This window comes from Pinibacter aurantiacus (assembly GCF_019130065.1).
Lineage (GTDB): Bacteria > Bacteroidota > Bacteroidia > Chitinophagales > Chitinophagaceae > Pinibacter > Pinibacter aurantiacus.
The window spans coordinates 519,006-538,739 of sequence record NZ_JAHSPG010000002.1 but is presented as its reverse complement, the minus strand read 5'-3'; the positions used below and the strand labels follow the sequence as shown (position 1 = coordinate 538,739).

The window sequence follows — 19,734 nt, the reverse complement described above, 5'->3', positions numbered from 1 at the left end:
AATCAATGGCACTTTTATTTTCGGTTAATAACGATGCCACCATTGATTAGGAATGCCTCGTTATTAATTTTTAATTACTAATTATTAATTATCAAATCAATCATTTTAAACTTTCGGATAACAAAAGCTGTTTGCAATGTTTAACTTTAACATAGCAAACCAAAAAAACAGAAATAGAAATATGAAAGCTTACGAAAAATTATTGCTAGAGAACAAAGGTTGGGCAGCAGAGAAAGTAGAAGCAGATCCTGAGTTTTTTGACAGGTTAGCGCATTTGCAAACACCAGAGTTTTTGTGGATCGGTTGTAGTGACAGCCGCGTTCCGGCAAATGAAATTACCGGAACTCAGCCCGGAGAAATATTTGTACACCGCAACATTGCAAACCTGGTGATCAATACAGATGTGAACTTGTTATCGGTGCTGGAATATGCAGTAGTACATTTGAAAGTAAGACACGTTATTGTGTGTGGTCACTATGGTTGCGGCGGCGTAAAAGCAGCTACTACCACAACAGATTACAAACAAGTGCTGAACATGTGGCTGCGCAATATTAAAGATGTGTACAGGCTTCACAGAGATGAGCTTGATACCATTAAAGACGAAGAACTACGTTTAAATAGATTGACAGAATTGAACGTACAAGAGCAGGTAATGAACCTTGCAAAAACATCCATCATTCAAAAAGCCTGGGCAGAAAGACAAGCTCCGCACTTGCACGGCTGGGTGTACGGCCTTAAAGACGGTATCATTAAGCCCGTTTTTGAAATGGAGGCTTGCACACATATTGATCCGTTGTACGAGTACGATAAATTTTAGTGGAGAATTGAAAGTGGAGAGTTGAGAGTTGTTTAAAGGTCGCAAGATACAGGTAATTTGGGGGCAGGTGCTTAGGTGCAATATTCATTGCTTGAATTAAGTTTTCAGAATGCATAATTCAGGTAAGGAATATTTGGCCAAAAGCCCTGCTATCAAATACCCGCCGCTTGCGGCCTTTTCGTTTGGTTTCATTTTCAACTCTCAACTATTACTGGGCGAATGCATTCGCCCCTGCCACTCTCAACTCTCAATTCTCCACTCTCAACTAATTCCGTATTTTGCGCCAAATACTTCCTTCCAATGTCAATTCAGGTTAGCGGACTGGTTAAAAAATATGGCGAGCAGAAAGCGGTTAATGATATTTCCTTTTCATTGAACAAAGGTGAAATAGTTGGTTTTCTTGGCCCGAACGGTGCAGGAAAATCTACGACTATGAAAATTATTACAGGCTATTTGCAAGCTGATGCCGGTAAAGTAACCGTTAGCAATATTGATGTTCGCCAACATCCATTGGAAGTTAAAAAGAAAATAGGCTATTTGCCGGAAGCCAATCCTTTGTACTACGATATGTATGTAAGGGAATATCTTGACTTCACCGCTGGCGTACACCAGGTTACCAATAAAAAAGAAGCGATTGAAAAAGCCATTGTTACCGTTGGTTTAACTCCGGAAAGCAATAAGAAAATCGGGCAACTTTCCAAAGGTTATAAACAACGTGTGGGCCTCGCTGCCGCGCTGCTACACGATCCGGAGGTCTTGATCCTTGATGAACCAACTACAGGACTTGACCCTAACCAGATCATCGAAATAAGAGAGGTGATCAAACAATTGGGTGTAAACAAAACCGTTATTTTTTCTTCGCATATACTACAGGAAGTGGAAGCCATTTGCGACCGGGTTATCATCATCAATAAAGGCAAGCTGATTGCTGACGACAGCGTTCAAAACCTGCGCAAGCAAAGCAACGACAACTCTATTCGCGTAAGCTTTAAAGAATCACTGGAAGACGAATGGCTCCGCCGCCTGAGCGCCATTCAAACAATTACAAAAGTAAATACCAGCGAGTGGCTGCTAACCGCAACCGACGTTGCAGAAGCAAAGAAGCAACTGCTGGAACTGGCGCTGGAAAACAATTTGAACATCACATCCCTTCAAAGCGGCGGTCAAAGTTTGGAAGATGTGTTCAGGAGTTTGACGCAAGGGCAGGGATAGTTGAGAGTTGAGAATTGAGAGTGGAGAGTTGTTGGCGGCTTGTTAGAACGGTATAAAAACGCAAACAAATCCATTTAGGGAAACTATTTACAAGTCAACTATAATATCCCTCCAATAATGACAAAGTCCGCATTCGAGAAATTAGATAATTCAATTGCCAGTTTTGAACTTCTTAAACAAGAAAGTGAAAAATATTGGGAGCAGATTGAATTAGATGCTTGTTGGGGATTTCAAGTTCAGAAAGGCAGTAAGTGGAAACCAGGACTTACTGAATCAGAGATTGATGATTTTCAAAAACAGCTGGGATTACAATTTCCAGAGTCATTGAAAAACTATTTTAGAACAATGAATGGACTTGATAAACCCGGAATAAACAACAATGGAGGTGAAGGTCCGATTGAGTTTGGTACAAGATTTTACTCATATCCTGATGACATTGAAAAAATAAAGTCGAAGCTTGACTGGATTCTAGAAGATAATGCCTTGCCTAAGGACGCCATCACACAATCAATGGCGCCAGCTATATTTCCTTATTTTGGACATAGGTTTCTAATTTTAGATAACGAGGAGCTTGTGCTTTCGATGTATGGCAGGGACATTATATTTTGGGCGGATAGTCTATCCAAAGGAATAGCGCGGGATACATTTTATCAATACGCTTCGGTAATCACAGCAAAAGTAAATACGAATTCCTTATGGAATAAAAAGGCACTAGATCTGGAGAAATTCAATCGGCCAAAACGCATCTCCCAACAACGACCAACCAACAACTAACAACCAACAACTAACAACCATCACCCCGCACCCTAACAATTAATAGTTATTTCATAAGGTTTTCGGAATTTTCTTCAATAAACTCCACGAAAAGTTCAATAGATTTGCAACCAGTTTATCAAATGGTAAACATTCTTTAAAATCTCAAATTTCAAACGACATTACTTATGAGCTACATTACAGAAGTTCACGCCCGCCAGATATTGGATAGCCGCGGCAATCCTACAGTTGAAGTTGACGTTACTACAGACGAAGGTGCAGTTGGCCGTGCCGCAGTTCCAAGTGGCGCCAGCACTGGTATCCACGAAGCAGTAGAATTACGCGATAACGACAAAAAGAAATATGTTGGTAAAGGTGTATTGAAAGCTGTAAAAAATGTAAACGATATAATCGCAAGCGAATTGTTAGGTTTGGAAGTTAGCGATCAGGCTGGCATCGACCAACTAATGATTGACCTTGATGGTACTCCAAATAAAGGCAAACTGGGTGCTAACGCTATTTTGGCGGTTAGTATGGCTGTTGCAAAAGCAGGTGCTCAGGAAGCTGGTCTGCCTCTTTACCGTTACATCGGTGGTACAAACGCAAAAACTTTGCCTGTGCCAATGATGAACATCCTTAACGGTGGTGCACACGCTGATAACAAAATCGACTTCCAGGAATTCATGATCATGCCTGTTGGCGCTCCTGATTTCAGCGAAGGCCTTCGTTGGGGCGTTGAAATTTTCCACGCTTTGAAAACCGTTTTGAAAAAGAAAGGCTACAGCACAAACGTAGGTGACGAAGGTGGTTTCGCTCCAAACATCCAAAGCAACGAAGAAGCTATTGAAACTGTATTGACAGCAATCCAGGCTGCAGGTTACAAAACAGGTTCACAAATCATGATCGCTATGGACGCTGCAAACAGCGAACTGTGGGATGCTAAAAAGAAAAAATACGTTTTCCACAAATCTGATGGAAAAGAAATGACCAGCGAGCAACTGGCTAAATACTGGGAAAAATGGGTTAAAGAATACCCTATTGCTTCAATCGAAGATGGTATGGCAGAAGACGACTGGAACGGTTGGAAAATGCTGACTGACCTTGTTGGTAGCAAATGCCAGCTGGTTGGTGATGACCTTTTCGTAACAAACGTAGAGCGCCTTCAACAAGGTATCGATAAAAAAATCGCAAACGGCTTGCTGGTAAAAGTTAACCAGATCGGTAGCATTACCGAAACCATTAACGCGGTTACCCTTGCTCAGCACGCTGGTTACAACACCATCATGAGCCACAGAAGCGGTGAAACTGAAGATACAACTATCGCTGACCTTGCAGTTGCTTTGAATTGCGGTCAAATTAAAACCGGTTCTGCAAGCCGTACCGACCGTATGGCTAAATACAACCAATTGATCAGAATTGAAGAAGTTTTAGCTGAAACTGCTATTTACCCTGGCAAGAAGCTGAAATTCGGAAGATAATCAGGTTATAAGTTTTGAGTAATGAGTTTTGAGTTTTGAGTGGAGACACTCTGGCTTAAAACTCATTACTTTTTTAGGCAACTCGGTTATCCACAGCTGAAAACCGGGACTTGAAACTCACTACTTTTTACCCACACCTGCAAAACTCATTACTCAAAACTCATAACTCATAACTTAAAACTCACTACTTTTACGAAAATCCCAAATCTTCATGGCTCTGCTCAACAAAATACCATCCTGGATTAAGAATAAGTATGCGCTTACCGTACTTGGTTTTGCCATTTGGATGATCTTTTTCGACGACAGGGATATTATCACAACCCATTTCCGCCAGCCAAACGAGCTTAAACAGCTACAAAAGAGCGAATTGTATTACCAGGAGCAAATCGACCTCACCAAGGCAGAATTAGAGGAACTTAAAGCAAATCCAGCCACCCTGGAAAAGTACGCCAGGGAAAAATACTTCATGAAACGCGACAGCGAGGATCTTTTTATAATTAATAAATAGCTCATACATAAGAGTTAGGCTCCTATTTTCCAAAAAAAATTGAAAAAAAGACAATAACTTTATCCTGAAGGCGTTTTAAACACGGACTAATTTCCGAAGCTGGACACTTCGGAAGATTTTATTACTGGACTTTAAATGGTTTGCTAATGAAAAGTTTTACACCTGAAGACATTTTATTGTATTTGTACAAAGAAACTTCTCCAGAGCACACCGCAGCTATCGAAAAAGCGTTATCTGAAGATTGGTCTTTACAGGAAACTCTCCGCACTTTACAAGAAAGTATGGAAGGTATCGTTGTAGACACCGTTTCTCCACGCCAGGAAGCTGTCGAGAATGTGCTTAATTACGCGAAAGAAGTTATGGCAGAAACTGCCTGATTCTTTAGCAATAAAATGTAAAAGAGTCGCCGTGACAAGTGAGGTCATGGCGATTTTTTTTGCCCGCAAACGACTAACTCTCAACTCTCCATTCTCAACTCTCAACTAGCAAAGGCAGGACGAATGCGATTCGCCCCTACATTTTCAACTTTCAATTTTCCCCGCCTGCCTGATGCAGTCGGGCAGGAATTTTCAATTATCTTGCTTTCATGACTCGCAAAGAACGATACGCTTTCGTACTTGATTATTTTAAGCAACATGCGCCCAATGCTGAAACAGAATTGCTCTACGATAATCCCTACCAGTTATTGGTGGCTGTTATATTATCGGCACAATGCACAGATAAAAGGGTGAACATGACCACGCCGGCAATTTTTGAAGAATATCCGGATGTGGAAGCTTTGTCCCACGCCACTTTTGATGATTTGTTTCCACTGATCAGAAGTATTTCTTACCCCAACAACAAAACAAAACATCTCATCGGGATGGCGAAAATGGTGGTGGAGAAGTTTCATGGAGAAATTCCCATGACTGTTGATGAATTGGTGGAATTGCCCGGCGTTGGGAGAAAAACAGCAAATGTGATCACCTCTGTGGTAGACAATCAACCAAACATGGCGGTGGACACGCACGTTTTTCGCGTAGCGGCAAGAATTGGATTGACACTTAATGCTACTACTCCTTTGGCTACTGAAAAACAATTACTCGAATTCATTCCAAAAGAATTGGTGCATATAGCCCATCACTGGCTCATTTTGCATGGAAGATATATTTGTGTTGCCCGCACCCCAAAATGCGATGAATGCGGCTTGAGGCCGGTTTGTAAATATTATCAGAAGAATGTGAAGGCGGGGGTGAAAGCGATAGGGTAATAACTGAATAACTGAGTAACTGAATAACTGAATGTCTTGTGTTTGTGCCTGACTTCGATTACTCAACCACTCAGTTATTCAGTTACTCAGTTATTCAGTTATTTAACTTCTATCTGGTAAATATTCGTCTTCTTCGGTTCCTTATCCTCCCAATTTCTGCCAAACCTGAAAGTAACGGTGGTGCTTCCTTTTGCTACTGCAGTTATGGAAAAAACGTCATCGTTTGTTCCGCCGACGGGCCCTTTACCGCCTGCCGTTGCTGCTTTTGTCATTGATGAAACTTTTACCACACCGTCCGGCACAGCTTTAAAGCTCCAGCTATAACCTGTTGTGCCGCCGCCAGGTAATGTGATCGTTTTCGTTTCGTTCACGTTCATAGCTATATTTTCACCGGCCATAAGAGTGTTTTTTAGACGAATACAAATAAAAAAATCCGGCCAAACTAAATTCACCGGATTTTTGACCATATGTGTACCTACATCAAGGTTTAAATGGTTAAAAAAGGGAAACTTTTCAACATTTAGTAGTACCCTACTTATGTACACTTTACAACCAAGCAATCTGCCTGGTTGACAATAGTTACGTTTTATTAATAAAATTTTATTCCACCATTCTTATTGTCCAAAAGTCATCAGCTCTGTTGGCATCGGTTATGTAAGCAAATGGCATGTAGAAATAGCCTTTTACTGCCCAGGTTTTGCTCCATGAGTTCCTGATAATAAAGACCTGCTTTGCTGAATCGTAACCTACCGCCATTACCGCGTGACCGCCGAGCACACTTTCTGTTGGTTTCGGCATTGGCATCATTCCGTCTTTGCCTATGTTCATAAAGCTTTGATACACGGTAAAACCAAACACGAAAGGATAGCCCTCAGACAGGCATGACTGCAATTGGAAAAGATTCGTATTTACCAGTCTCTGGTAACTGGTTATCTGATTCTTCAATGCATCCGTATAACACTTGGCAGGCGGTTTTTTAGAGAATTTTGCACCCGGTGAATTGTCGTCATCATATGTCCATTCTTTTTCCGGGCACACGCCTTGCTTATTCAATGTTTTAATACCATCGCGGATAAAGGCTCCACTATCTGAGTTTATGGAATTAATGAGCACTCTTTCGTTGTAATAAATAAACAAACGGGATGGCATGAAGTATTTCTTCTTTTGCTTCATTTGTCCAAATTCAAATGCGCCACCTAATGCATTTGCAGTGCAACTTCCCAACTGTCCCTGGTCATAAACAGGCGGACATTTGGAACGCAGATCTACTTTTGCAGGCAGCTTCCGGATAATTGTCAACGGCGCAGAGTATAGTACGTCCCTCTGATCCGGGAGATCGGGCAGCCAACCAAAACCATAGGCAGGCTTAGCGGCAGATTTTTTTGTTGCCATGGAATCTCAGTTTAAAGGTTTAATAGATTTTGTTTTGATTGAGCAAACATGGGGTAGATTAAAAACAAGTTTAGGGAGCGGCTGTAATAGAGGGAGATAAATTGTTAGTCGGCGACTGTAGCTAAAAAGATAACCAAATAAATCACAAAAGGTTCGGCAGCAAACAAAGATAATATGAAGGCCCAACCTTTGTCAATAGGCATCTTCAATTATTTATGCACTTTTGAGGTTTTATGAAAACTGATAGACATTTGTTGCGATGGCCATTTGCCATATAGCGCTTCAATTTTTTGATAGCGGTAAGTAAAAATTTCACGAAGCGATTTTTGAACCAGCAGAGCATTTGCCCAATTTCCAATAAACCCAAAGGGCACTTTATAATGAACAATATCCGTCATCTCAACGCCATCCTTTACAGCAGCAAAAAAGTGCTGATGGTGCCAGAGGCTGTATGGCCCTTGACGTTGCTCATCTACAAAATATTTGTGATGCTCCACATGTGTAATTTCTGTCATCCAGTGTAGAGGAATGCCAAGAATAGGCTTTACAATGTATTCAATAATTTGTCCCGCATACAAATGGTCGCCATGATGTTGCGAAATGATTTTAAAGCCAAGGTTTGGCGGTGTAATAACCGGCAATTTTTCCGGGTCGGAAAAAAAGTTCCATAGCGCTTCCACTGATGCTGGAATAGTTTGAACCGACTTTAAAGAATAGACTGCCATTTTGAAAAATAATAAAGTTAAAACTACAATTTTCGCACGCGGTTAAAAGAATATGCACATTGATTTTTTTACGTTTTTGAGCGTTAATTTTATAGAATGTCAAGCTTTCGCGAACAACTCGAAATGAAGTTTATTGAGGAATACAATAAGCTTAATCCGCAACAGAAATTAGCAGTAGATAATATAGAAGGACCCGTAATGGTTATCGCCGGACCGGGCACAGGCAAAACCCAGATCTTAAGCGCGAGAATCGCCAAAATACTGATGGACACAGATGCCCGGCCGGAAAACATTCTGTGTCTTACCTATACAGATGCGGGCGTTGTTGCCATGCGCAAGCGCTTGCTCTCTTTCATAGGTGCAGACGCATATAAGGTGAACATTTACACTTTCCATGCTTTTTGTAATGATGTAATACAGGAAAATCTTTCACTCTTTGAAAAGACATCGCTTGATCCAATTTCCGACCTGGAAAGGATCGAATTATTTAAAGACCTTATCGATGCGTTTCCGAAAGATCATTTGCTAAAACGTTATAGAGGCGATGTGTATTTCGAAATAAAAAATTTGCAGTCGCTCTTTAGCACCATGAAACGCGAGGGCTGGACCTATGAATTTATTTCACAAAAAATAGATGAGTACATCGCCGACCTCCCAACACGGGACGAGTATGTTGCAAAACGTGCCACTAAAGAATTCAAGAAAGGAGATGTGCGTACAGACAAGATAGCGGAAGAAAAAGAAAAGATGGAAAAGCTGCGTGCAGCTGTGGGCGAGTTTGGAAAGTTTCAAAAGCTAATGCGCGACCGCAACCGTTACGACTTTGACGATATGATCAATTGGGTGATCAAAGCCTTCGAAGAAAACAAAAACCTGCTGCTTAAGTACCAGGAACAATATCAATACATACTGGTAGATGAATACCAGGATACCAGCGGTACGCAGAACAAATTGGTTTCACTGCTGATCAATTATTGGGAGAAGCCAAATGTTTTTGTGGTAGGGGATGATGATCAAAGTATTTATCGCTTCCAGGGTGCGAACGTGGAGAACATGTTGAATTTTGCAGACGCATACAAACACGATCTGTTAACGGTTGTACTCACCAATAACTATCGCTCTACCCAACCGATCCTTGACATTTCCAAAACGCTTATTGGCAATAACAATGAAAGGCTGGTGTTGCAAATAGACGGTTTAAGCAAGGAACTTTTATCTGCCAATGCGAGACTACAACAATTACTGCATTTGCCCATCATTAAAGAATATGAAACGCAGCGGCAGGAAATGATGGACATAACGCTGCAAGTGCAGCAACTAATGGCAGAAGGTGTTGTGCCCGGCAGGATCGGCATTATTTACAAAGAGAACAAGTATGGCGAAGAGCTTACACAATATCTCAAACTGCGCAATATTCCTGTATACAGCAAGCGCAGCCTGAATGTTTTTGATATTCCGCTGGCGCAAAAAATAATTCTGTTGTTTCAATATCTCGCAGCCGAGCATGATATTCCCTATGGTGGCGACGAAATGTTTTTTGAGATATTGCATTTCGACTGGTTTGGTATTCCTCCGCTGGAAATTGCAAAACTTAGCATCGAAGTGTCCGAAAGCCAGTTCGGCAACAACAAAACTTCATTAAGGAGATTGCTGAACGAAAAAGCGACACGGCCGGCAAGGGATCTGTTTACACCTCAATTACACCAGGGATTACAAACAGCCAGCCGCGTCATTGAAAAACTGATTGGCGATGTTCCGAACGTGACCATCCAAACGCTTTTTGAGAATATCATTCGCGAAGCAGGTGTTTTAACATTCATCATGAAAAGCCCTGAAAAGATCTGGCTCTTCCAGGTGGTGAATGCGTTGTTTGATTTTGTGAAGGAAGAAACCAAACGTTATCCTACGATGTCTCTCGCGCAACTGGTGAATGTAATCGATCTGATGAAAAAGGAAAAGATCATCTTGCCATTAACCCAGGTAAGCGGTAGCGATAAAGGTGTGAATCTTATGACAGCCCACGGCTCAAAGGGACTTGAGTTTGAGCACGTGTTTTTTGTAGGTTGCAATGCTACTTTCTGGGAAAGAAAAAGAAGGCCAGGTGGCGGGTTCAGCATGCCGGACACGATGTTCTCTTCCCAACCCATACAAAATGATGAAGAAGAATTGCGCCGCCTTTTCTACGTGGCGCTAACCCGTGCAGAGCAACATCTTTTTATTTCTTACAGTCGTTTTAAAAATGACGGCAAGGAGCTAGAGCCATCCCAATTTATTGCGGAAATACAAGAGGTACATGCGTTACCGGTGCAAAAGGTTTTTGTGGGTGACGAAGTGTTGGCGGAGTTTTCTATACTGCAATTTGGTGAATCCCTGCAACCGGAGATCTCTAAAATGGAAGAAGACTTTGTAAGTAACCTGCTTGATAAATTTGTAATGAACGTTACTGCACTCAGCAACTATCTTGCATGTCCGTTGCGTTTCTATTTCCAGAACCTTGTTCGCGTTCCTTCCGGTAAGTCAGAAGCTACTGAATTTGGTTCGTCCGTTCACCATGCATTGCAGCGATTGTTTGAAAAAATGCAGCAAGATCCGGCCAATAATTTTCCTTCGAAAGAAGAGTTTATCAGCGACTTTGAATGGTACATGCGCAGGCACCGCGAAAACTTTACACCGGAGCAATTTGCACGCAGAATGGAATACGGCCAAACCGTGTTGGCGAACTACTACGAGGAATATAGTTACACGTTTAATAAAATTGTTGCCATCGAACGCAATATTCGAAATGTGACGGTGCAAGGCATTCCTCTTAAGGGAAAGCTTGACAAGCTTGAATTTGACGGCAAAAGCGTGAACGTGGTAGATTACAAGACCGGTGATGTTGACAAGGCGAAATCGAAACTACTGCCGCCGAATGATAAAGATCCAAATGGTGGCGATTACTGGCGCCAGGCGGTTTTTTATAAAATTCTTATTGACAACTACCAGCAAAAACAGTGGAACGTTGTAAGTACCGAGTTCGATTTTATTGAACCCGATAAAAAGAAAGAATATCAGCGCAGGAAAGTCCATATTCAACCGCAGGATATTACCACGGTCACGCAACAAATTGTTACCGTGTGGAACAAAATCCAGCAACGTGATTTCTATACCGGATGCGGAAAAGAAGATTGCCACTGGTGCAACTTTGTAAAAGACAACCAAATGGCCGTGGCATTGCATGAAGTGAACGAGGAGGACGCGTGATTTTTTGGCACACGGATGACACGGATTGGACTGATCTGCACGGATAATAATTGAATAAACGAGTAACTGAATAACTGAATGTTTATGTTTAAGAAGCCTGCTTGATTTCAACCCTTCAATTATTCAATCATTCAATTATTCAATTATTATGTTAAAAGATCCGTGTAAATCAGTCCAATCCGTGTCATCCGTGTGCAAACTATTAGAATTTCGTTATAAGTTTGCGGCTCATTATGCGAACAACCAAACACATACAATTCCCCATAATAGTAAGCTTTTTGTTGGTCATTGCTTTCATCTGGCAATTCACCAGTTGTGCCGTGATCGTGGCCCCGACCGGCGGCCCGAGGGATTCTTTGCCTCCGGTGCTTATAAGCGCCGTGCCTAAAGATTCATTGAAGGGTTTTACTGAGAAAAAAATCGTTTTTGAGTTCAACGAGTATGTAGAAGTGAAAGATGTTCAGAAAAACCTGATCGTTTCACCTTATCCCAAAACAACTCCCAGTGTTGAATATAAATTGCGTACGGTAACTGTTCGTTTGAAAGACACCCTGCAGCCGAATACGACCTACACGCTTGACTTTGGAGATGCAATCCATGATATTAACGAAGGCAACATTGTAAAACATTTCACTTACATTTTTACCACAGGAAACCGTTTCGATAAAGGCACTTTTTCCGGAAGGGTAATTGTGGCCGAAACGGGAAATGTGGACAGTACGCTCACCGTATTTCTATACAAGAACCGTGAGGATTCGGCTGTGTCAAAACAGCGCCCAAGCTACATTGCAAGGGTCGACTCGACCGGACGCTTCACTTTCCGGAACTTACCGGCAGATACTTTTGCGCTATACGCCTGGAAAGACGAGGGCGCCGCGAGATATTTTGGCAACAAACAGATTTTTGCCTTCGCCGACAACTACATTGTAACCTCGCAAGAAAATCCTCCGGCTCCGGTAACGTTGTATGCGTTTTTTGAACCGGAAGATACCAGCAAAAAATATACACCGTCGCTGCCAAAACCGCAAACGCAAAAAGAGAAAGACAAGAACAAGGAGGATAAAAGATTCAAATTCTCAACTTCGCTAACCAGTGGCAAACAAGACATTTTGGATAGTTTGAGAATTAGCTTCGAATCGAAGGTTAAAACATACGACACCGCAAAGTTCCTTTTTACACGAGGCGATTTTACACCAATTAAGGATTACTCATTGACGCTCGACACCAGCAATAAGGATTTCACGCTGCATCACAAATGGATCGCTGATACGCCTTATCATATTATTTTAATGAAAAATTTTGCAGAGGACAGTACCGACAGATATGTTACGAAAGATGACACTATTTCCTTCCGCACAATGAAAAAAGAAGAATACGGTTCTCTTCGTCTTCGCTTTACCAACCTTGATTTTTCAAAAAAGCCGTTGCTGGTGCTTTTGCAAAACGATAAAATAAAATTTTCTACTCCACTGGAAACCAGCCAGTTCAGGGCCAGGCTCTTTTTACCCGGCGAATACGTGATCCGCATTGTGTACGACGAGAACAAAAACGGCAAATGGGATACCGGCTCCTTCTTCGGCACGAGAAAACAACCGGAAAAAGCCACCACCATCAAGAAAAAGCTGACGGTGAAGGCGAACTGGGATAATGATGTGGATGTCATACTGTAATGACTGAATAACTGAATAATTGAATAACTGAATGGTTGAGTATTTGAGTGGCTGATTGAATTTGAACCACTCAGTTATTCAATTATTCAGTTATTCAGTTATTCGATTTCGTACCTTTGCACCTATGCAGCTCCCCTCTTCTTTATTGGAAAACGCGGTAAATGAATTTGCCAAATTACCGGGCATTGGAAAGAAAACAGCTTTGAGACTGGTGCTCCATCTTTTGAAACAAGACGTTGAGGCGGTGCAGCATTTTGGAGATTCTATCAGTAAAATGCGCAAGGAAATTAAATTCTGCCAGCGCTGCTGCAATATTGCCGATGCAGATATCTGTTCCATTTGCGCCAATAGCATGCGTAAGCAGGATATTATTTGCGTGGTTGAAAACATTCGCGATGTAATCGCCATCGAAAGCACACAACAATACAATGGCACTTACCACGTATTGGGTGGTGTTATTTCTCCGCTGGACGGCATTGGTCCCGATCAATTAAACATTGAGACGCTTGTCAGCCGCATTCAGAAAGAGCACACACAGGAAATCATCTTCGCCCTTAACCCAAACATCCAGGGCGATACCACGATCTACTATATTCAAAAGAAACTACAGCCATTCCCCGTAAAAGTCACAACGATCGCCCGAGGCATCTCCTTCGGCGGCGAGTTGGAATATGCAGATGAAATGACACTGGCACGAAGCCTGCAGAACAGACTGCCGGTGGAAAGCTACGTTGCCGGAGGCAGGTAGCTGGCCGCTGGATACAGATGGCCGGTGGCCTGTTTCAGGTTGCCGGTGTTTATGCGCATTATGCTTTACTAATTACAGCAAGTTTGCAATTGACAAAGAATGTTACCACCGGCTACTGGCGTCCGGCTACTGGCAACCTCCTCTCGCTTGCATCTTCAAAAGCTTTTCATTACCTTTGCCCTGCTTTTGCAGGCAGATTTGTTTATTGTTCGGCCTGCGCAGTACTTGAAAAACTGAACTAATAAACGATTGAAATAACCGGACTACTTCTCCATTTCTATTTCCCTCGTTAATTCGTTTAGGATTACCAAGTAAAAAGGTAAAAATCAAAAGTCAAAAGTGTTTGCTTTAGCACAACCAGTGCCGCGTTGTATTGGTTTTTGAAAAATATCCTGAACGACAATATTGCAAGCTTTTGATTTTTTAATTTTTCCTTTTGACTTAACAAGGGCTTTTGATTTTTTAATTTTAAATTTTGACTTAACATGGCAGATATCAGAAAGGAACTCGAAAACCGCATATTGGTGATCGATGGCGCCATGGGCACCATGATCCAGCGCCATAAACTTACAGAAGAGGATTATCGTGGCGACCGCTTTAAAGACTGGCACAGCGACGTGAAGGGCAATAACGACCTGTTAAGCATCACTCGTCCTGATGTGATCATCGGCATCCATAAAGAATATCTGAAGGCCGGCGCAGACATTATTGAAACCAATACTTTCAGCAGCACTGTTATCGCGCAGGCAGATTATGATATGCAGGCGCTGGCTTATGAGTTAAACGTTGCCTCTGCACAATGTGCAAGAAAAGCAATTGAAGAATATAAAGCTGAAACCGGTGACACTGCTCCAAAATTTGTTGCAGGCGCCATCGGACCGTTGAACAAAACACTGAGCCTGTCTCCGGATGTAAACAACCCGGGCTATCGCGCAGTAACGTTTGACGAAGTTGCAGAAGCTTATACAGAACAGATCCGCGGCCTTGTTGATGGCGGCGTTGATGTAATATTGATTGAAACCATTTTCGATACGCTGAATGCGAAAGGAGCAATTTTTGCGGCAAAGAAATTCTTCCGCGAGAACAAATTGCCTGAATTGCCGATCATGATCAGCGGAACAATTACAGATGCCAGCGGAAGAACTTTGAGCGGCCAAACGCTTGAAGCTTTCTACATTTCTGTGGCGCATGCCAATCCGTTGAGTGTTGGTCTTAACTGTGCGTTGGGTGCAAGTGAAATGCGTCCTCACATTGAGGAGCTTTCGCAAATAGCAAGCTGTTATGTGTCGGCTTATCCAAATGCGGGTTTACCAAATGCAATGGGTGAGTACGATGAGCAACCGCATGAAACCGCTCACTTCCTTGAAGACTGGGCGAAAGAAGGTTTCGTAAACATCGTTGGTGGCTGCTGCGGCACCACGCCTGATCACATCAAGCACATTGCGGATAATGTGAGAAAAATGAAGCCGAGAGAGTTGCCTGTTGTTGAAGCAGCTCTAATTTGAAAATTTGACGATTTGAAAATTTGAAAATTCTGTTGGTGCTACATGCATGAATTTGCAGTGGCTGACCGAATTCCGATCGGCAGTGATTGAATAATGAATTTTACTATAAACGCTGACCGACTATTAATTTTTAATTATTAATTATTAATTACTCAATGAGTATCATTAAGCCTTACTTGCGTCTTTCCGGCCTTGAGCCTTTGGTTGTGCGACCTGAAACTAATTTTGTGAACGTGGGTGAAAGAACCAACGTAACTGGTTCCAAGAAGTTTGCACGTTTGATCAAAGAAGGGAACTATGAAGAGGCGCTAAGCGTTGCCCGCCAGCAAGTGGAGAATGGCGCGCAGGTTTTGGATATTAACATGGATGATGCATTGCTTGACGGTGTACAGGCGATGACAACATTCGTCAACCTTGTACAAAGTGAGCCCGATATAGCCAAGATCCCTTTGATGATCGACTCTTCGAAGTTTTCCATTATTGAAGCAGGCTTGAAATGCTCACAGGGAAGATGTATTGTGAACTCCATTTCAATGAAGGAAGGAGAAGAAAAATTCATTGAACAGGCGTATGTGTGTAAAGATTTCGGCGCAGCGGTGATCGTAATGGCCTTCGATGAAAAAGGCCAGGCAGATACCATGCAGCGCAAGGTAGAAATATCTGAGCGTGCTTATAAAATACTGACCGAGCAGGTCGGTTTTAAACCGGAAGATATCATTTTCGATATCAACATTTTTGCGATCGCAACAGGTCTTGAAGAGCACAATAACTACGGTGTTGACTTTATTGAAGCAACACGAATCATCAAACAGAAGTTCCCATTAGTTAAAATAAGCGGTGGAGTAAGTAACCTTTCATTTTCTTTCAGAGGAAATGAACCGGTGCGTGAAGCTATGCATGCTGTGTTCCTGTACTATGCGATCAATGCAGGTATGGACATGGGTATTGTGAACGCGGGAGCATTGCAGGTGTACGATGAAATTGAACCTGCACTAAGAGATCTTTGCGAAGACGTTATCCTTAACCGCAATAACGATAACAACGAAGCGACTGATAAACTGATCGCATTTGCCGAAACGGTTAAGAGCAAAGGCAAAGAGGAAAAGAAAGATGAAGCATGGAGAAGCGCATCTGTGGAAGAACGCCTGAAACATGCGCTGGTATTGGGTATCACAGATTACATTGAGGCTGATACCGAAGAAGCGAGACAAAAATATCCAAAACCACTTGAGGTAATTGAAGGTCCGCTAATGGACGGCATGAACGTGGTAGGTGATTTGTTTGGCGCCGGTAAAATGTTCCTGCCGCAAGTGGTAAAAAGCGCACGTGTAATGAAAAAAAGCGTTGCCGTTCTTACTCCTTACATTGAAGAAGAGAAAAAGAAAAATCCGAAGACCCAACAAGGTGGTGCTGCAAAAATATTGCTGGCAACTGTGAAGGGCGATGTGCATGATATTGGTAAGAACATTGTGGGTGTTGTACTGGGTTGTAACGGGTACGATATTGTTGACCTTGGTGTAATGGTTCCTACAGATAAAATTCTGGAAACCGCACAAAAGGAAAACGCAGACATCATTGGATTGAGTGGTTTGATCACTCCTTCATTGGATGAAATGGTGCATGTGGCAAAAGAAATGAAACGTCGCGGCATGAAGCAGCCTTTGCTGATTGGCGGCGCCACTACATCACGTACACACACGGCGGTGAAAATTGCTCCTGAGTACCAGGAAGGTGTAGTGTATGTATTGGATGCCTCAAGAAGTGTAACCGTAGCGGGAAGCCTGCTGAACAAAGACCAGAAAGGCGATTTCCTTAATTCTATCAGTAAAGAATACACCAAATTAAGAGACGACTTTGCGAACAAAAAAGTAACGAAGACTTATCTGCCGTTTGCTGAAGCTCAAAAGAATGTAACCAAAATTGATTGGGACAACTACACTCCTGTTAAGCCTACTTTCACAGGAACTAAGGTTTTCGACAACTTCGATCTTGCTGAAATCGCGCAATATATCGACTGGGCTCCATTCTTCATTGCATGGGAACTCGGCGGTCGTTTCCCGGATATTTTGACTGATGACGTAATTGGTAAAGAAGCTACTAAATTGTACAACGATGCGAAAGCGTTGTTGCAAAAAGTAATAAACGAAAAATGGCTGACAGCAAAAGGTGTTATTGGTTTCTGGCCGGCAACGAAAACAGCACCGGATTCAGTGTTGGTTACATCTCACACCAACGAAGCGGTGAAGCTTGAATTTTTGCGCCAGCAAATTAAAAAAGCAGCCGATCAACCTAACTTCTCTTTGGCAGACTATATTAAGCCTGCTGATAAGGGTTCTGATTTCATGGGTGCATTCAGTGTGACCATTCAAGGCATAGAACCGCATATCAAAAAGTTTGAAGCTGAGCAGGATGATTATAACAAGATCACCTTACAAGCGCTTGCAGATAGATTGGTTGAGGCTTTCGCAGAATGCCTGCATGAAAAAGTGCGTAAAGATTATTGGGGCTACGATAAGAGTGAAACATTATCGAACGAAGAGTTGATCAAAGAAAAATATGTAGGTATACGTCCGGCACCGGGTTATCCTGCATGTCCTGATCATACTGAAAAATACAAACTGTTTAACTTGCTGGGCGGTGAATCAGTTACAGGCATTCATCTTACAGAATCTCTCGCCATGTATCCTGCAGCTTCGGTTTGCGGCTGGTATTTTGCAAACCCGGATAGTAAATATTTTGGCGTTGGTAAAATAGAAAAAGACCAGGTGGTTGATTACGCCGCTAGAAAAGGAATGGATCTCGAAGTGGTTGAAAGATGGCTGAGCCCGATCCTGGAATACGCATAGAAAGGACCAGATTTTAATCCAAATATACAAGGCCAGATGTCAACAAACATCTGGCCTTTTTATATCCGTGATATTGCATAAACGTTAATTGCAATTAATCTCTACACCCCCTCATGCATCAATTGAGCATCATCATCTGTAAATAGTTTATTGATGCGCGGTTGCAGGAACCAAATTCCTACAATAAAAAACCAAAACAAAAGCATGTCCAATATGTAATCTCCCAAAAGGGCCTCTCTTTGCAATTCCACACTTTTTAAAGCTTTTGAAACAAAATAGAGACAATAAACAGCACAGAACATCGCAAACAGATGCAAAGGTATTATAAGGAAAAATAGAAAAGGAAAATATGTAGGGACTTCCTGGTTGTAAGGGTGCATTGCATGCGAATACATATACGACATAAAAAAGCTTAATGCGACCAGGTGCAAAACAGGGAATGAAATGAAGATCAAAAACGGATTAAGATTCATTTTCACCGATGCAGGCAGTTTCCTATGCAGGTTGATCCCAAGTGTATAAAACCACGAAAAGAAAATGAGAACCATTGTTATCACTATAACTGGAACGGCAACAGACATAAACCTGAAGATGCCCGGGAAATCAGGCAGGGAATTGGAAAAAACAGATGAGAACATCCTGACCATCATTACAGCCCCTGCTATGATCTGCATGACGAGCGGAATACCAACTACTACGATAAACAATTGCCAGTGCTTAGATTTTAAAAAGAATTTCATGGTTTGATTTTTCTATAGTTAAGGGTTTACGAATTCAAATTACGCATGTTTCAGCGCTTCGCGTTTTGTTAAATTAGAAACTTTCGTTTCATCCACAAATTTCTGCACCGCTTTCATGTTGTGGCGGGCATACTGCCTCAGCGCCCAGCCCATTCCTTTCTGAATAAAAAATTCTTTCGAATCAATTAGTGCCTTGCAATGTTTAAATAATAGTTGCTCATCGGTCTTCAATTTGTATTGCAACTGAAAGATCATGCTAACTCTCTGCAGCCACATGTTATCAGATTTGTTCCACCGTGCGGTTACCTTTTGTGTTTGCTTGGGAAATAACATAAAATAATTGCCTGCCCAATCGGTGGCAATAGCATCAACGGAATCCCACCAGCTCTTTGTCGTAATGCAATATTCTATCAGTTCAAGAAAATCTTCCTTCCATTGTTTTTTCATTTTTGCCGCTAGTTCGATAGCGATATATTGCCATTCACGTTGCGGTTGTTGCCACATCCATTTTATAAGAGCAGGTAGTTCTTCGTATGACGGCAGGGATTGCGCTGCAATAAATTCTTTGAAGATCATTCTCCTCTCGGGCGTCTTTAACCCGTAGTAGGAAAACATGTTGCGCATGTAGGCGGATTGGCCTTCGGCGATGGTTTTGTTCGCGTTTTCTTCGAATAACTCTTGCAACGGCTGGAGGTATGGATGCGTTTTTTTCATGTTATGGTTTTAAGTGCGAAGTCTCACATTTACCACTAAGGCACTAAGGGCACAAAGTTTGGCGCAAAGGAAACGAAGATATTTATATAAGCCCATCTTTGTTTCCTTTGCGCCTTACGAATTTACTTTTTGTC

General features: G+C 42.0%; 17 protein-coding genes. 12 read left to right on the top strand and 5 right to left on the bottom strand.

What is annotated here, in order from left to right:
* The first annotated feature begins 181 nt into the window (after positions 1 to 181).
* The 7 genes from KTO63_RS05625 to nth all read left to right on the top strand — a co-directional run bounded on the left by KTO63_RS05625 (position 182) and on the right by nth (position 6,017).
* Positions 182 to 817, top strand: a complete 636-nt coding sequence (locus KTO63_RS05625; RefSeq protein ID WP_217790249.1) for a carbonic anhydrase — start codon at positions 182 to 184, stop codon at positions 815 to 817.
* A 300-nt stretch (positions 818 to 1,117) separates the two neighbouring features.
* The gene (gene gldA, locus KTO63_RS05620; protein ID WP_217790248.1) at positions 1,118 to 2,029 is read left to right on the top strand and encodes a gliding motility-associated ABC transporter ATP-binding subunit GldA; all 912 of its coding nucleotides are present in this window, start codon (positions 1,118 to 1,120) and stop codon (positions 2,027 to 2,029) included.
* Positions 2,030 to 2,146: 117 nt separating this feature from the next.
* Positions 2,147 to 2,803 carry an SMI1/KNR4 family protein gene (locus tag KTO63_RS05615; protein WP_217790247.1) on the top strand — a complete coding sequence of 219 codons (657 nt, stop codon included), beginning with the start codon at positions 2,147 to 2,149 and terminating at the stop codon, positions 2,801 to 2,803.
* A gap of 167 nt (positions 2,804 to 2,970) precedes the next feature.
* Positions 2,971 to 4,260: a phosphopyruvate hydratase gene (gene eno, locus KTO63_RS05610; RefSeq protein WP_217790246.1), complete on the top strand. Its 1,290-nt coding sequence runs from the start codon at positions 2,971 to 2,973 to the stop codon at positions 4,258 to 4,260.
* 211 nt (positions 4,261 to 4,471) lie between these two features.
* Positions 4,472 to 4,768: an FtsB family cell division protein gene (locus KTO63_RS05605; protein WP_217790245.1), complete on the top strand. Its 297-nt coding sequence runs from the start codon at positions 4,472 to 4,474 to the stop codon at positions 4,766 to 4,768.
* 146 nt (positions 4,769 to 4,914) lie between these two features.
* Positions 4,915 to 5,145 carry a hypothetical protein gene (locus KTO63_RS05600; RefSeq protein WP_217790244.1) on the top strand — a complete coding sequence of 77 codons (231 nt, stop codon included), beginning with the start codon at positions 4,915 to 4,917 and terminating at the stop codon, positions 5,143 to 5,145.
* A 209-nt stretch (positions 5,146 to 5,354) separates the two neighbouring features.
* Positions 5,355 to 6,017 carry an endonuclease III gene (gene nth, locus KTO63_RS05595; RefSeq protein WP_217790243.1) on the top strand — a complete coding sequence of 221 codons (663 nt, stop codon included), beginning with the start codon at positions 5,355 to 5,357 and terminating at the stop codon, positions 6,015 to 6,017.
* 98 nt (positions 6,018 to 6,115) lie between these two features.
* On the opposite strand, the gene KTO63_RS05590 is transcribed toward nth, so the two are convergent.
* The 3 genes from KTO63_RS05590 to KTO63_RS05580 form a co-directional block, all read right to left on the bottom strand.
* Positions 6,116 to 6,415, bottom strand: a complete 300-nt coding sequence (locus KTO63_RS05590) for a protease inhibitor I42 family protein (protein ID WP_217790242.1) — start codon at positions 6,413 to 6,415, stop codon at positions 6,116 to 6,118.
* A 202-nt stretch (positions 6,416 to 6,617) separates the two neighbouring features.
* On the bottom strand, positions 6,618 to 7,409 hold the full coding sequence (locus tag KTO63_RS05585; protein ID WP_217790241.1) for a C1 family peptidase: 792 nt from the start codon (positions 7,407 to 7,409) through the stop codon (positions 6,618 to 6,620).
* 209 nt (positions 7,410 to 7,618) lie between these two features.
* The gene (locus tag KTO63_RS05580; RefSeq protein ID WP_217790240.1) at positions 7,619 to 8,134 is read right to left on the bottom strand and encodes an SRPBCC family protein; all 516 of its coding nucleotides are present in this window, start codon (positions 8,132 to 8,134) and stop codon (positions 7,619 to 7,621) included.
* Positions 8,135 to 8,230: 96 nt separating this feature from the next.
* Here KTO63_RS05580 and KTO63_RS05575 point away from each other — a divergent pair, with 96 nt between their 5' ends.
* From KTO63_RS05575 to metH, 5 genes are all read left to right on the top strand, one after another.
* On the top strand, positions 8,231 to 11,377 hold the full coding sequence (locus KTO63_RS05575) for an ATP-dependent helicase (protein WP_217790239.1): 3,147 nt from the start codon (positions 8,231 to 8,233) through the stop codon (positions 11,375 to 11,377).
* Positions 11,378 to 11,610: 233 nt separating this feature from the next.
* Positions 11,611 to 13,047, top strand: a complete 1,437-nt coding sequence (locus KTO63_RS05570) for an Ig-like domain-containing domain (RefSeq protein ID WP_217790238.1) — start codon at positions 11,611 to 11,613, stop codon at positions 13,045 to 13,047.
* Positions 13,048 to 13,171: 124 nt separating this feature from the next.
* Positions 13,172 to 13,795 (top strand): recombination mediator RecR, encoded by a 624-nt coding sequence (gene recR / locus KTO63_RS05565; protein WP_217790237.1) that lies wholly within the window; start codon positions 13,172 to 13,174, stop codon positions 13,793 to 13,795.
* Between the two features lie 485 nt (positions 13,796 to 14,280).
* Positions 14,281 to 15,300: a homocysteine S-methyltransferase family protein gene (locus KTO63_RS05560; protein ID WP_217790236.1), complete on the top strand. Its 1,020-nt coding sequence runs from the start codon at positions 14,281 to 14,283 to the stop codon at positions 15,298 to 15,300.
* Positions 15,301 to 15,455: 155 nt separating this feature from the next.
* Positions 15,456 to 18,146 carry a methionine synthase gene (gene metH, locus KTO63_RS05555; RefSeq protein WP_217790235.1) on the top strand — a complete coding sequence of 897 codons (2,691 nt, stop codon included), beginning with the start codon at positions 15,456 to 15,458 and terminating at the stop codon, positions 18,144 to 18,146.
* Positions 18,147 to 18,247: 101 nt separating this feature from the next.
* Here metH and KTO63_RS05550 read toward each other — a convergent pair whose 3' ends face one another.
* Positions 18,248 to 18,886 (bottom strand): hypothetical protein, encoded by a 639-nt coding sequence (locus KTO63_RS05550; RefSeq protein ID WP_217790234.1) that lies wholly within the window; start codon positions 18,884 to 18,886, stop codon positions 18,248 to 18,250.
* 39 nt (positions 18,887 to 18,925) lie between these two features.
* Positions 18,926 to 19,600, bottom strand: a complete 675-nt coding sequence (locus KTO63_RS05545; protein ID WP_217790233.1) for a DNA alkylation repair protein — start codon at positions 19,598 to 19,600, stop codon at positions 18,926 to 18,928.
* Between the last annotated feature and the right edge of the window lie 134 nt (positions 19,601 to 19,734).

Bases quoted from the DNA above. Each gene is read 5' to 3' on its own strand.
- KTO63_RS05625 (WP_217790249.1), top strand. From the start codon at position 182: ATGAAAGCTTACGAAAAATTATTGCTAGAGAACAAAGGTTGGGCAGCA.
- gldA (WP_217790248.1), top strand. From the start codon at position 1,118: ATGTCAATTCAGGTTAGCGGACTGGTTAAAAAATATGGCGAGCAGAAA.
- KTO63_RS05615 (WP_217790247.1), top strand. From the start codon at position 2,147: ATGACAAAGTCCGCATTCGAGAAATTAGATAATTCAATTGCCAGTTTT.
- eno (WP_217790246.1), top strand. From the start codon at position 2,971: ATGAGCTACATTACAGAAGTTCACGCCCGCCAGATATTGGATAGCCGC.
- KTO63_RS05605 (WP_217790245.1), top strand. From the start codon at position 4,472: ATGGCTCTGCTCAACAAAATACCATCCTGGATTAAGAATAAGTATGCG.
- KTO63_RS05600 (WP_217790244.1), top strand. From the start codon at position 4,915: ATGAAAAGTTTTACACCTGAAGACATTTTATTGTATTTGTACAAAGAA.
- nth (WP_217790243.1), top strand. From the start codon at position 5,355: ATGACTCGCAAAGAACGATACGCTTTCGTACTTGATTATTTTAAGCAA.
- KTO63_RS05590 (WP_217790242.1), bottom strand. From the start codon at position 6,415: ATGGCCGGTGAAAATATAGCTATGAACGTGAACGAAACGAAAACGATC.
- KTO63_RS05585 (WP_217790241.1), bottom strand. From the start codon at position 7,409: ATGGCAACAAAAAAATCTGCCGCTAAGCCTGCCTATGGTTTTGGTTGG.
- KTO63_RS05580 (WP_217790240.1), bottom strand. From the start codon at position 8,134: ATGGCAGTCTATTCTTTAAAGTCGGTTCAAACTATTCCAGCATCAGTG.
- KTO63_RS05575 (WP_217790239.1), top strand. From the start codon at position 8,231: ATGTCAAGCTTTCGCGAACAACTCGAAATGAAGTTTATTGAGGAATAC.
- KTO63_RS05570 (WP_217790238.1), top strand. From the start codon at position 11,611: ATGCGAACAACCAAACACATACAATTCCCCATAATAGTAAGCTTTTTG.
- recR (WP_217790237.1), top strand. From the start codon at position 13,172: ATGCAGCTCCCCTCTTCTTTATTGGAAAACGCGGTAAATGAATTTGCC.
- KTO63_RS05560 (WP_217790236.1), top strand. From the start codon at position 14,281: ATGGCAGATATCAGAAAGGAACTCGAAAACCGCATATTGGTGATCGAT.
- metH (WP_217790235.1), top strand. From the start codon at position 15,456: ATGAGTATCATTAAGCCTTACTTGCGTCTTTCCGGCCTTGAGCCTTTG.
- KTO63_RS05550 (WP_217790234.1), bottom strand. From the start codon at position 18,886: ATGAAATTCTTTTTAAAATCTAAGCACTGGCAATTGTTTATCGTAGTA.
- KTO63_RS05545 (WP_217790233.1), bottom strand. From the start codon at position 19,600: ATGAAAAAAACGCATCCATACCTCCAGCCGTTGCAAGAGTTATTCGAA.